Annotated in this window: 13 protein-coding genes; 7 read left to right on the top strand and 6 right to left on the bottom strand. The window is 69.5% G+C overall.

Going from position 1 to position 12,574, the window contains the following annotated elements; genetic code table 11:
* Window positions 1-12 precede the first annotated feature (12 nt).
* The 6 genes from GD632_RS04240 to nrdH all read right to left on the bottom strand — a co-directional run bounded on the left by GD632_RS04240 (window position 13) and on the right by nrdH (window position 5,507).
* Window positions 13-591 carry a P-loop NTPase family protein gene (locus GD632_RS04240; RefSeq protein ID WP_152189044.1) on the bottom strand — a complete coding sequence of 193 codons (579 nt, stop codon included), beginning with the start codon at window positions 589-591 and terminating at the stop codon, window positions 13-15.
* A 27-nt stretch (window positions 592-618) separates the two neighbouring features.
* Entirely contained in the window at window positions 619-1,458 is an 840-nt protein-coding gene (locus tag GD632_RS04235; RefSeq protein ID WP_152189042.1) for an SDR family oxidoreductase, read from the bottom strand.
* A gap of 147 nt (window positions 1,459-1,605) precedes the next feature.
* Entirely contained in the window at window positions 1,606-2,577 is a 972-nt protein-coding gene (nrdF, locus tag GD632_RS04230; protein ID WP_152189040.1) for a class 1b ribonucleoside-diphosphate reductase subunit beta, read from the bottom strand.
* A gap of 52 nt (window positions 2,578-2,629) precedes the next feature.
* Window positions 2,630-4,753, bottom strand: a complete 2,124-nt coding sequence (gene nrdE, locus GD632_RS04225; RefSeq protein WP_152189038.1) for a class 1b ribonucleoside-diphosphate reductase subunit alpha — start codon at window positions 4,751-4,753, stop codon at window positions 2,630-2,632.
* Window positions 4,750-5,166 carry a class Ib ribonucleoside-diphosphate reductase assembly flavoprotein NrdI gene (gene nrdI, locus GD632_RS04220; protein ID WP_152189035.1) on the bottom strand — a complete coding sequence of 139 codons (417 nt, stop codon included), beginning with the start codon at window positions 5,164-5,166 and terminating at the stop codon, window positions 4,750-4,752. The genes nrdE and nrdI overlap by 4 nt, the downstream gene beginning before the upstream one ends.
* Before the next feature lie 95 nt (window positions 5,167-5,261).
* Window positions 5,262-5,507: a glutaredoxin-like protein NrdH gene (nrdH, locus tag GD632_RS04215; protein ID WP_152189033.1), complete on the bottom strand. Its 246-nt coding sequence runs from the start codon at window positions 5,505-5,507 to the stop codon at window positions 5,262-5,264.
* Window positions 5,508-5,953: 446 nt separating this feature from the next.
* On the opposite strand from nrdH, the gene GD632_RS04210 reads away from it, so the two are divergent.
* The 7 genes from GD632_RS04210 to GD632_RS04180 all read left to right on the top strand — a co-directional run bounded on the left by GD632_RS04210 (window position 5,954) and on the right by GD632_RS04180 (window position 12,570).
* Complete coding sequence (locus tag GD632_RS04210; protein ID WP_193311351.1) at window positions 5,954-6,403, top strand: S-ribosylhomocysteine lyase; 450 nt, start codon at window positions 5,954-5,956, stop codon at window positions 6,401-6,403.
* Entirely contained in the window at window positions 6,400-7,155 is a 756-nt protein-coding gene (mtnN, locus tag GD632_RS04205) for a 5'-methylthioadenosine/S-adenosylhomocysteine nucleosidase (protein WP_152189029.1), read from the top strand. Before GD632_RS04210 ends, mtnN begins: the two co-directional genes overlap by 4 nt.
* A gap of 84 nt (window positions 7,156-7,239) precedes the next feature.
* On the top strand, window positions 7,240-7,707 hold the full coding sequence (locus GD632_RS04200; protein ID WP_152189027.1) for a hypothetical protein: 468 nt from the start codon (window positions 7,240-7,242) through the stop codon (window positions 7,705-7,707).
* Between the two features lie 75 nt (window positions 7,708-7,782).
* A complete protein-coding gene (locus GD632_RS04195; protein WP_226924541.1) occupies window positions 7,783-9,504 on the top strand; it encodes a BCCT family transporter in 1,722 nt (573 codons plus the stop codon).
* Window positions 9,505-9,623: 119 nt separating this feature from the next.
* Complete coding sequence (locus GD632_RS04190; RefSeq protein WP_152189025.1) at window positions 9,624-11,321, top strand: carbon starvation CstA family protein; 1,698 nt, start codon at window positions 9,624-9,626, stop codon at window positions 11,319-11,321.
* Entirely contained in the window at window positions 11,318-11,593 is a 276-nt protein-coding gene (locus GD632_RS04185) for a cory-CC-star protein (protein ID WP_152189023.1), read from the top strand. The genes GD632_RS04190 and GD632_RS04185 overlap by 4 nt, the downstream gene beginning before the upstream one ends.
* Window positions 11,584-12,570, top strand: a complete 987-nt coding sequence (locus GD632_RS04180) for an ArsA family ATPase (protein WP_152189021.1) — start codon at window positions 11,584-11,586, stop codon at window positions 12,568-12,570. The genes GD632_RS04185 and GD632_RS04180 overlap by 10 nt, the downstream gene beginning before the upstream one ends.
* Window positions 12,571-12,574 lie beyond the last annotated feature (4 nt).

Raw genomic sequence — 12,574 nt, 5'->3', positions numbered from 1 at the left:
CACCCGCGACGCTCAGGGTTCACCCCGACACGCGGCCCGCAACGGCCCGCCGACCCACTGGTCGACCTCCCGCGGTGAGCGGAGACGGACGACGACGAGGTGGGGTGCCTGCTCCTCGAGGCGCGGCACCCGGCTGCGGAGCTTGTCGCGCGTGGCACGGCCCAGCGCGTGCTCGCGGTCGGTGAGGACGGTCCACAGCGGCGGCTCCACGTTGCCGTTCCACGGCTCCTCGCGCCGCAGTCGGCGCCGGAGCGTGCGACGCACCAGGCGGGGCAGGGTGACGGTGCCGAAGGGGAGGTCGAGCCACACGAGGAGGTCGGCACGCTGGGCGAGGATCGGCCGGGCGTCGGCGTACTGCCACTCCGTCGTCCAGGCGTCCCGGGCGGCGAGGGCGCGGACGTCGGCGAGGAAGTCGGCACGCGGCTCCCAGCCCGGCCCGTGGAAGAGCGCGTCGATCTCGGTGTGCGGGGCTCCCGTGACCGCAGCGACCCGTCGCGCGAGCGTCGTCTTGCCGGCGCCCGACACCCCCGCCACCAGCACGCGCTGCGGGTGGCGAGGGAGGGGGTCGTCGTGGCGCAGCACGCGCGGCATGCTACGCGGCGGGCCGCCCGCTGCGGACTACTTCTGGGCGCCTGCCACGAGCTGGCCGAAGTACTCCTCGACCGTGGGGTCGGCCCAGCTCCAGGCGTCCTCTCCGCGGAGGACGACGTCGGCGCCACCGTCGCAGTAGATCGTCTGGCCGGCGCAGTGGCTGTTCTCCACCGAGGTGAGCCAGATGCACAGGTTGGCGATCGACTCGGGCGGCTGGTGGTAGTTGAGCGGCATCGGCACGACGGCGTCGACGAAGGCGGTCGACTCGGGCGAGGCGAGCAGCTCCGCCGTCATCGGCGTGGTGACGATCCCCGGCCCGACTGCGTTGAGCGGGATCCCCGCGCCGGCCCACTCCGCCGTCACCGACCGGGCGCGGACCCAGCGGGAGATCGCCCGCTTGGTGGAGGCGTAGATGAGGTTGCCGGTCTGCGGGTCCGCCGCCAGCTGCTCGGCGATCTCGCGGGCGGTGGTCTCGTCCGCGCCGAGCAGCGCCTCGACGAGCGGTGGGTGGTTCGGCTGCAGCGAGGACATCGAGCTCACGACGACGGCGCGCGGCGCCTGCGACCGCGCCAGTGCGGGTCGGAGGGCGGTGAGGAACTCGGTGACGCCGTAGTAGTTGACCGACACGGTGAGGGCGCTGGGCAGGGAGACACCGGCAGAGGCGATGATCGCGTCGACAGTCCCGCCGGTGGTCTCGAGCACCGCGGCAACCGCCTCCTCGCGCCCGGTGGGCGTGGAGAGGTCCGCGGTGATGTCCGAGCCGCGCAGGTCCACCCCGACGACGGTCGCTCCGGCCTCGCGCAGGAGGCGGGCCGCGGCGGCGCCGATTCCTGAGCCGGCGCCGGTGATGACGTAGGTGCGTGCCATGGGATCCTCCGATGTTCGGTGTGGTCCCCACCCTTGCGCAGTACGCGGGCCCGAGGGACGGCCGAAGGTCCCACGCATCCCCGGAAGCACCGAGAGCTGGATCGTTCCAGGAACGATCCAGCTCTCGCGCGTGAGGTCAGCGGGTGCTCAGAAGTCCCAGTCCTCGTCCTCGGTGTCCACGGCCTTGCCGATGACGTAGCTGGACCCGGAGCCGGAGAAGAAGTCGTGGTTCTCGTCGGCGTTGGGGCTCAGCGAGGAGAGGATGGCCGGGTTGACGTTGGTCTGGTCCTTGGGGAACAGGCCCTCGTAGCCGAGGTTCATCAGCGCCTTGTTCGCGTTGTAGCGCAGGAAGGCGTTGACGTCGTCGGTGAGCCCGAGGGGACCGTAGAGGTCCTCGGTGTACTGCTCCTCGTTGTCGTACAGCTCCAGCAGGAGCTCGAAGGTGTAGTCCTTGAGCTCCTGGCGGCGCTCCGGTGAGGCGGTCTCGATGGCCTTCTGGAACTTGTAGCCGATGTAGTACCCGTGCACGGCCTCGTCGCGGATGATGAGGCGGATGAGGTCGGCCGTGTTGGTGAGCTTGGCCCGCGAGGACCAGTACATCGGGGCGTAGAAGCCCGAGTAGAAGAGGAACGACTCGAGCATCACCGAGGCGACCTTGCGCTTCTCGGGGTCGTCGCCGCGGTAGTACTCCATGATGATCGCGGCCTTGCGCTGGAGGTGCTCGTTCTCCTCCGACCAGGCGAAGGCGCCGTCGATCTCCCGCGTCGAGATGAGCGTGGAGAAGATCGAGGAGTAGCTCTTCGCGTGCACCGACTCCATGAAGGCGATGTTCGTGTACACCGCCTCCTCGTGAGGCGTGACGGCGTCGGGGATGAGGCTGACCGCACCGACGGTGCCCTGGATCGTGTCGAGCAGGGTGAGCCCGGTGAACACCCGGGTGGTCATCGTCTGCTCGGCCGCGTTGAGGGTGTTCCACGACTGGATGTCGTTGGACAGCGGCACCTTCTCGGGCAGCCAGAAGTTACCGGTCAGGCGGTCCCAGACCTCGACGTCCTTCTCGTCCTGCACACGGTTCCAGTTGATGGCCTGGACCCGGTCGACGAGCTTGAGCTTCTCCACGGTCTTCGTCTCTCTCTGTGTCTCGTTGCGGGGGGCGGTCAGCGCTGTGGGGTCACAGCGTGCAGCTGACGCAGCCCTCCACCTCGGTGCCCTCGAGCGCCATCTGCCGCAGCCGGATGTAGTAGAGCGTCTTGATGCCCTTGCGCCAGGCGTAGATCTGCGCCTTGTTGAGGTCGCGGGTGGTGACGGTGTCCTTGAAGAAGAGCGTCAGCGACAGGCCCTGGTCCACGTGCTGGGTGGCCGCGGCGTAGGTGTCGATGATCTTCTCGGGACCGATCTCGTACGCGTCCTCGTAGTACTCGAGGTTGTCGTTCGTCATGTAGGGCGCCGGGTAGTAGACCCGCCCGAGCTTGCCCTCCTTGCGGATCTCGATCTTCGACACGATCGGGTGGATCGAGGAGGTCGAGTTGTTGATGTAGGAGATCGAGCCGGTCGGCGGGACGGCCTGGAGGTTCTGGTTGTACAGGCCGTGCTCCTTGACCGAGGCGGCCAGCGCACGCCAGTCCTCCTGGGTGGGGATGTGGACGCCGGCGAACAGCTCGCGCACCCGCTCCGTCTGCGGCACCCACTCCTGCTCGGTGTACTTGGTGAAGAACTCACCCGTGGCGTACTTCGAGCGCTCGAAGCCCGCGAAGGACCGGCCCCGCTCGATCGCCAGCTTGTTCGACTCGGTGATCGCGTGGAAGGCCACCGTGTAGAAGTAGATGTTGGTGAAGTCGATGCCCTCCGCCGAGCCGTAGTACACCCGCTCGCGGGCGAGGTAGCCGTGGAGGTTCATCTGGCCCAGGCCGATGGCGTGGGACTCGTTGTTGCCCTTCTCGATCGAGGGCACCGAGGTGATGTGCGTCTGGTCGGAGACCGCCGTGAGGGCGCGGACAGCCGTGCCGATGGTCCTGCCGAGGTCCGGGGAGTCCATCGCCTTGGCGATGTTGAGCGAGCCGAGGTTGCACGAGATGTCCTTGCCGACCTCCGCGTAGGAGAGGTCGTCGTTGTACGACGACGGCGTGGACACCTGGAGGATCTCCGAGCAGAGGTTCGACATGCTGATCCGACCGTCGATCGGGTTCGCGGCGTTGACCGTGTCCTCGAACATCACGTACGGGTAGCCGGACTCGAACTGGATCTCGGCGATCGTCTGGAAGAAGTCGCGCGCCTTGATCGAGGTCTTCTTGATCCGGTCGTCGGCGACCATCTCGTCGTACTTCTCCGTCACGCTGATCTCGGAGAAGGGCACCCCGTAGACCCGCTCGACGTCGTAGGGCGAGAACAGGTACATGTCCGCGTTCGTCTTCGCGAGCTCGAAGGTGACGTCGGGGACGACGACGCCGAGCGAGAGCGTCTTGATGCGGATCTTCTCGTCCGCGTTCTCCCGCTTGGTGTCGAGGAACTTCATGATGTCGGGGTGGTGGGCGTTGAGGTACACCGCGCCGGCGCCCTGACGTGCCCCGAGCTGGTTGGCGTAGGAGAAGGAGTCCTCGAGGAGCTTCATCACCGGGATGACGCCCGAGGACTGGTTCTGGATGCGCTTGATGGGCGCGCCCGCCTCGCGGAGGTTGGTCAGCGACAGCGCCACCCCACCACCGCGCTTGGACAGCTGGAGCGCGGAGTTGATGCCACGCGCGATCGACTCCATGTTGTCCTCGGTGCGCAGGAGGAAGCAGGAGACGAGCTCGCCGCGCGAGGCCTTGCCGGCGTTGAGGAAGGTGGGCGTGGCCGGCTGGAACCGGCCGGTGATGACCTCCTCGACCATGTTGAGGACGAACTGCTCGTCCCCGGCCGCGAGAGCAAGGGCCACCATGACGACGCGGTCCTCGAAGCGCTCGAGGTACTTCGTGCCGTCGAAGCTCTTGAGCGTGTAGGACGTGTAGTACTTGAAGGCGCCGAGGAAGGACTCGAAGCGGAAGTCGAGGGAGTCGGCGAACTGCCAGACCCGCTCGAGGAACTCCGGGGAGTACTGCGCGAGCACCTCCTTCTCGTAGTAGCCCTCCTCGACGAGGTAGCGCAGACGCTCCGCGACGCTGGGGAAGGTGACGGTGCTCGGCACGACGTGCTGACGGAAGTAGGCGTCGACGGCCTGCCCGTCGGCGTCGAACTGGATGTTCCCGTCGGCGTCGTACAGGTTGAGCATCGCGTTGAGGGCGTGGTAGTCGAGCTCCGGAGCCGCGCCCTGCGTCATGCCGATATCAGTGACCGTTGCTGCCAAAACTGTCCCAATCCCTCGTGGACGCGCGAGACGTCCTCTGCTGTTCCGAGTAGTTCGAACCTGTACAGGTAGGGCACCGCGAGCTTCTTGGCGATGATGTCGCCGGCGATGCAGTAGGCGGTGCCGAAGTTCGTGTTCCCCGCCGCGATGACCGCGCGGCACAGCCCGCGGTTGCCGGCGTCGTTGAGGAACTTGATGACCTGGCGGGGCACGGCCCCGCGCTGGTTGCCGCCCCCGTAGGTCGGCACGATGAGCACGTACTCCTCGTCCACGGTGAGGAAGGGCTCCGTCGGCCGCAAGGGGATGCGGTGTGCTGCGAGACCCAGCCGCTCCACGAAGCGGTGCGTGTTCTCGGAGGCCGACGAGAAGTAGACGAGGTTTCCCATGCCACCCCCTCGAAGTCCGTTGCGTGCGCCGGGCCGGGGCCCGGTTGGTCTCGGCCGGGTCGCCGGGTGAGGGCGACCCGACCGAAGTCTGTGGGTCAGACCGCGACGGAGGCGGCCTGCGCCGCCAGCGCCTTGATCTTGTCGGGGCGGAAGCCCGACCAGTGGTCGGCGTCGGCGAAGACCACGGGAGCCTGCTGGTAACCGAGCGCCTTGACGGTCTCGAGCGCCTCCGCGTCGGTGGAGATGTCGACGACCTCGTACTCCAGCCCCTGCTTGTTCAGCGCGCGGTAGGTGGCGTCGCACTGCACGCAGGACGGCTTGCTGAAGACGGTGATGCTCATCGGAGGATCTCCCCTCGGTTGTGACTCCCCGCCGGTGAGGGCGGTGGAACAACAGGCGTGTAGTTCACTGGACGACTGGGCACGACACTACACCTAGTGGTCCGGCTTAGGAACAACCCCAAGGTGTTGTGTCGGCGAGTCGTGTTTTCGGCGTGTCATCCACAGCCTGCCGCGGTTCTTGTGCATCGGACACCTCCCTCTGGGGACGGCCTGTGGAAGCCGCCGTACCGCTCCGACCCGTCCTCTCCCCACGATCCCACCGACCAGCGACATCGCCCGTGCCGACCCTTGTGCACACCCTCCACCGGCGTGTCGTCCACAGGCGGTGGACAAGGTTGAGGACAGCCGTCGAGATCCCTGTCCGCGGCCGGGTGGGTGGTGTAACGCACAGGCATCTGCCGGAGACAGGCCCGGAGCCATCGCCCATCATGGGAATTGTGAGGAAGATGAACGTCGAGAGCTTCAACCTCGACCACCGAGCCGTGAAGGCGCCCTACGTGCGCGTGGCGGACGCCAAGACCCTGCCGGGCGGCGACACACTCACCAAGTTCGACATCCGCTTCTGCCAGCCGAACGTCGACCACCTCGAGATGCCGGTCGTCCACTCCCTCGAGCACCTCATGGCCGAGCACATGCGCAGCCACACCGACGCCGTCGTCGACATCTCCCCGATGGGCTGCCAGACCGGTTTCTACGCCCTTCTGCTGGAGACCGACCTTCCCGCGTTCCTCCCGCTGCTCGAGGCGACGCTCCGCGACGTCCTCGGTGCCGCGGAGGTGCCCGCCGCCAACGAGGTCCAGTGCGGCTGGGGCGCCAGCCACGACCTCGGCGGCGCGCAGGGGGCGGCCCGGGAGTTCCTCGACCGCCGCGACGAGTGGGAGCAGGTCCAGGCATGAGCGAGATCTTCGGTGTCCCGGTCGCCCCCGGTGCCCCGCTCACGGCGCCCCTCGCAACCGTGGACGCCGTCGTCGTCGCCGCCATGGACGAGGAGATCGCGCCCTACGAGCAGCGCGCGGAGCACGTCGCGCACCAGCGGCACGTCGGTATGGCCCGCTCGGTCATCGCGACCATCGGCGGACGCCAGCTCCTCCTCATCCGCTCGGGCATCGGCGCCGTCAACGCCGCGACGGCCACCGCGCTGGCCGTCCACGCCGTGCGCACCCCGCTCGTCGTCTCGACCGGCTCGGCCGGCGGGCTCGCCGACGGCGTGCGCGTCGGTGACGTCGTCGTCGGCGACGAGCACGCCTACGCCGGCGCCGACGCCACCGCCTTCGGCTACGCCCTGGGCCAGATGCCCGGCATGCCCCCCACCTACCCCGGCAACCCCGCGCTCGTCGCTCGTGCGCAGCACCGCCCCGGCGTGCTCGTCGGCGCGATGGTCTCCGGAGACTCCTTCGTCGACGGCCGCACCGTCGAGGCGCACCGGGCCACCTTCCCGCGGGCGTTGACGGCGGACATGGAGACCACGGCGATCGCCCAGGTCTGCTACTCCTTCGGCATCCCCTACCTCGCGGTGCGGGGCGTGTCCGACCTGTGCGGGCCGACCGCCGGTGACGACTTCCGTCTCGCGGTCGACGACGTCGCCGCCCTCGCCGCGGACGTCGTCCTCGACCTCCTCGACGTCCCCGCCCCGGCCCTCAACGGCTGACACGCCCCGCGCCCGCCGACGGCTGAGCTCCTGCCGGACCAGCTGAGCGCTCGGCGTCTGTCGCGGGGGTCCTAGGATCGGGACGTGCTCACCTCCTGGTCCGCGCTGCTGCCGGTCATCGGCGTCATCGTCGTGCTCGCGGCGGGCGTGACGGTGGTCGTCCTCCTCCTCGTGCGCCGCAGCAACCGCCGCACCGCGCACCGCGCGCCGGTCGCGGCACCGGGCCAGGCCGAGCGCAACGCGTCCGCCGGCCGCCTCGTCCACGAGCTCGACGACGGCGTCGCCCGGGCCACCACCTCGCTCCACTTCGCCCGCCTCCAGCTCTCCTCCGACGCGCCGGAGCAGCTCGCCGCCGCCGTGGAGGAGGCGCGGGCGAGCTCGGCCGCCCTCGCCGCCACGCTGGCCGTCACCCGCGACGGCGCCGGGCAGGGGCCCGCCGGCACGGAGGTCGCGGGGCGGCTCACCACCGCGCTCGGCCGCGCACAGGCGGCCCGCGAGCGCCTCACCGCCGCAGCGGCCCGGGTGGACGAGGAGACGCGCGGGCTCCGCTGAGCCGCTCCCCGCGCGCCCCTGCCGCGGCCCGTCGGTACTGTCACCGCAGGACAACGACGACGGAAGGACGCTGCCGTGGCCACGCCGCCCGAGACCCCTCCCACGACCGGGCCCGAGGGGACCGCGCGGGAGGGTCGCTGGTACCAGTCGATCCACCCTCGGGTGTTCTGGCCGTCACTCGTCCTCATCCTCGCCTTCGTCGCCCTGGCGGTCGTCGGCGGAGACGCGGTGGGGGAGGCCATCGGGACGGTGCAGACCGGGATCGTCAGCTACTTCGGCTGGTACTACACCGCCCTCATCTCGGCCTTCGTCGTCTTCGCGGTGTGGATGGGCCTGAGCCACTTCGGGGACATCACGCTGAGCAACGACGACGAGGGACCCGAGTTCAGCATCGGCTCCTGGCTCACCATGCTGTTCGGCGCCGGCATGGGCATCGGCCTGGTGTTCTGGGGGGTCGCCGAGCCGCTCCACCACTTCGCCGGCATCCCCAACCGCGCGTCCCGGATCGTCGCGGGGGACGCGGAAGGGGCGCAGGACTCCCTCGTCATCACCTTCCTCCACTGGGGCCTGCACCCGTGGGCGATCTACGTCGTCGTCGGCCTCGCCATCGCCTACGCCGTCCACGTCCGCAACCGGCCGATCTCCATCCGGTGGACGGTGGAACCGGTCCTCGGGAAGTCGGCCAAGGGCTGGCTGGGCGACGTCGTCGACATCATCGCCGTCGTCGGTACCGTCTTCGGGATCGCGACCTCCCTCGGGCTGGGTGTCACGCAGATCGCGGGCGGCCTGGAGTTCCTCGACGTCATCTCGACGCCGAGCAACATGGTCCTCGTCGTCATCATCGGCATCGTCACCGGTCTCGCCCTCTTCTCCGTCGTCAGCGGGGTGTCGAAGGGGATCAAGTGGTTGTCGAACATCAACATGTCGATGGCCGTCGCCCTCATGCTCTTCATCGCGATCACCGGCCCGACGATGTTCCTGCTCCGCGAGCTCATCCAGGCCTCGGGCGCCTACTTCCAGAACCTCATCGCGCTGAGCTTCCGCACCTCGGCCCTCGCCGGGGAGCAGGGCATCGAGTGGCAGGGCTGGTGGACGGCCTTCTACTGGGGCTGGTGGATCTCCTGGGCGCCCTTCGTCGGCGTGTTCATCGCACGGATCTCCAAGGGACGCACCGTCCGGGAGTTCGTCCTCGGCGTCCTCTTCGTCCCGACCGCCTTCAGCTTCGTGTGGTTCACCGTCCTCGGAGGCAGCGGCCTGTACCGCGAGCTGTTCGGTGACGGGGGGCTCGTGGGGACCGACGCCGAGGGCAACGCCACCGTCGACGAGACGAACACGCTGTTCGTCCTCCTCGAGAACCTGCCCGCGTCCGGGCTCGTCATCGGTGTCGCGATCCTCATCGTCATCCTCTTCTTCGTCACCTCCTCCGACTCCGGCTCCCTCGTCGTCGACATGCTCGCCTCGGGCGGCGACGTCGATCCGCCGGTGTGGAGCAGGGTGCTGTGGGCGGTCCTCGAGGGCGCGGTGGCGGTGGCGCTCGTGCTCGCCGGCGGGCTGACCGCCCTGCGCGGTGTCGCCATCTCGATCGCCCTGCCCTTCAGCATCGTCATGATCGTCATGTGCCTCGCGCTGGTCCGGCAGTTCCGGACGGAGCGGCACAAGACCCTGCAGGCGGAGCTGCGCCTCAGGCGTGAGCAGCTCACCGCCCACGTCGCAGAGACGCTGCAGCAGGACGGTCTCCTCGAGGGGGATGCTGCCCCGCCCGAGGGTCGCCGTCCGCGACGGCGCCGGCGAACCTGACGCCACGCTCGGGCAGTGCCCGCCCGCCCCTTCCGCACAGGCTATGGTGATCTCCATCACGGCCGGCGGCGGGGTACCCGCAGGCCCGACCGGTCGTCAACGACGAAGATCGGAGTGACGTGAACTCACTGCTGCTCGCCGCCATCGGCATCGCCATGGTGCTCGCCGGGTACTTCCTCTACTCGAGGTACCTCGGCACCCGCGTCTACCGGCTCAACGCCCAGTTCCGGACACCGGCCCACGAGCTTCAGGACGGCGTCGACTTCGTCCCGACCAACAAGTACGTCCTCTGGGGCCACCACTTCACGTCGGTCGCCGGCGCCGCGCCCATCGTCGGGCCGGCCGTCGCGGTCATCTGGGGCTGGCTGCCGGCCTTCCTGTGGGTCACCCTCGGCACCGTCTTCTTCGCCGGCATGCACGACCTCGGGGCGCTGTGGGCCTCGGTCCGCAACAGGGGGCAGTCCATCGGGACGTTGTCCGGCCGCTACATCGGGGCGCGTGGACGCAACCTGTTCCTCGTCGTCATCTTCCTGCTGCTCCTCATGGTCAACACGGCCTTCGCCGTCGTCATCGGCGGCCTGCTCGTCAACACGCCCACGGCCGTCATCCCGGTCTGGGGCGCGATCCTCGTCGCGCTCATCATCGGCCAGGCCATCTACCGGTGGAAGCTCAACCTCATCGCCGTCTCCGTCATCGGCGTCGTCGCGCTCTACTCGCTGATCATCGTCGGTGACAACGCCCCGGTCGTCCTTCCAGAGACCGTCATGGGCCTGTCGGCGGAGGCCTTCTGGGTGCTCATCCTCTTCCTCTACGCCGGCGTCGCCTCGATGCTGCCCGTGTGGATGCTCCTCCAGCCGCGTGACTACATCAACGGCCTCCAGCTGTTCATCGGCCTGGGCATCCTCTACGTCTCCGTGCTCATCGCCTCGCCGGAGATCGTCGCCCCCGCGGTGAACTCCGACGTCCCCGAGGGCACCCCGAGCCTCGTGCCGCTCCTCTTCGTCACCATCGCCTGCGGCGCGATCTCCGGCTTCCACGGCATCGTCTCCTCCGGCACGAGCGCCAAGCAGCTCGACAAGGAGACCGACGCCCGGTTCGTCGGCTACTTCGGGTCCGTCGGCGAGGGGCTCCTCGCCCTCGGCGCGATCATCGCCGCCACCGCCGGGTACCGGACGCTCGCGGACTGGGAGGCGGTCTACTCGGCCTTCAACCAGGGCGGTGTGGCGGCCTTCGTCGAGGGCGGTGGCGCCATCGTCAACGCCGGACTGGGCATCCCGACGTCACTCAGCGCCACCATCCTCGCGACGATGGCGGTGCTCTTCGCCGCGACCACGATGGACACCGGGGTGCGCCTGCAGCGCTACGTCGTCCAGGAGGCGGTGGACCTCGCCGGCAGGCGGGTCGGCACGATCCTCGCGACGGTCATCGTGCTCGCCTTCGGGCTGGGCCTGTCCTTCAGCATCAGCGCCGACGGCGCCGGTGGCATGCGGATCTGGCCGCTGTTCGGCACCACCAACCAGATCCTCGCCGGCCTCACGCTGTCGATCGTCGCGGTCATGCTCATGCGCAAGCGGCGCAGCGCACTGCCGGCGCTCGTCCCGCTCGTCTTCGTCTTCTCCATGTCGGTGGCCGCCGCGATCGTTCAGGTCGGACAGTTCTACGCCGACGGGGACTGGCTGCTGCTGGCCATCGACCTCGTCATCCTCGTCGCCGCCCTGTGGGTGATCGTCGAGGCCGTCAATGCCATGGCCAAGGCTCGCCGGGAGCCCGCCGACGAGGAGGACCCGGTCGGCTCCGAGGCGGCCGTCGAGCGATGAGCGGAGGGGGCGACGACCACGGCCACGCGGCACGGATCGCCGCGGGCCTGCGCGAGTTCTACGTCGCCCCCTACCGCCGCACCTTCGCCCGGGCGCGGCGTGACGAGGACGACCTCTTCATGATGATCGTGCTCTCCGACATGCTCGGCGTCCCCAACCCGGTCAGCTACTACACCGTGGAGCTGCTCCCCCTGATGTACGACCGCTTCCACGACTGGCACCGTCGCATGGGCATGGACCACTCGCCCCTGGACCACCTCTCGTGCTGCTGAGGCTGGCCGCTCAGCGGCGGGTGCTGTTCGTCGGCGGCAAGGGCGGGGTCGGGAAGACGGCCGTGGCCTCCGCCGTCGCGCTCGCGCAGGCCCGCGCGGGACGACGGGTGCTCGTGGTCTCGACGGACCCCGCTCACAACCTCGGCCACCTGTGGGACCGACCGGTCGGTGACCGAGGGGTCTCCCTCGCTCCTGGGCTGGACGGTCTGGAGATCGACCCGGCGCGCACCACCGACGAGCACCTGCGGACGGTCGGCCACACCCTCCGACGGCTCATGCCCGAGCACCTCTCCCGGGAGGTCGACAAGCACCTCGAGCTGGCACGGGACGCCCCCGGCACGCACGAGGCCGCGGTGCTCGAGCGCATCGCCGAGGTGCTCGAGTCCTCCGACCACGACCTCGTCGTCCTCGACACGGCTCCCTCCGGCCACACGGCGCGGCTCATGTCGCTGCCGGAGACGATGGCGGCATGGACCGAGGGCCTGCTCCGGCGGCAGGACCGCTCCGCGCGGTTCGGGGCCGCGTTACGAGGCCTCGAGGACGACGCCGCGGCGCGAAACATCGTCGGCACAGGGCGGCGGGACCTGCGGGCGGACCGCGACCAGGAGATCCGCCAGGTCCTCCTGCGCCGTCGCACCCGCTTCGCCGAGCTGCGGGACCTCCTGGGCGACGACGCCCGCACCGCCTTCGTCATCGTCCTCGCCGCGGAGCGCCTCCCCGCACTCGAGTCGATCGAGCTCTACGGACAGCTGCTGCGATCGGGGGTGAGCGTCGGCGCGCTCGTGGTCAACAAGCGCTCCCCTGCGGACCGCGGGGAGTTCCTCGCCCGACGCCGCGCCCAGGAGCAGGTGCACCTCGACACGGTGCGCGAGGCCCTGCCGCACGTGCCGCTCATCGAGCTGCCGCTGCTCGCCGAGGACATCGTCGGTGAGTCGGCGCTGGAGCGCTTCGCCGCCGAGATCGCCCGCGCACGCTGACCCG

This window comes from Georgenia satyanarayanai (assembly GCF_009193135.1).
Taxonomy (GTDB): Bacteria; Actinomycetota; Actinomycetes; order Actinomycetales; family Actinomycetaceae; genus Oceanitalea; species Oceanitalea satyanarayanai.
The sequence above is the reverse complement of the archived record's forward strand: the minus strand, read 5'-3'. Positions and strand labels throughout refer to the sequence as shown.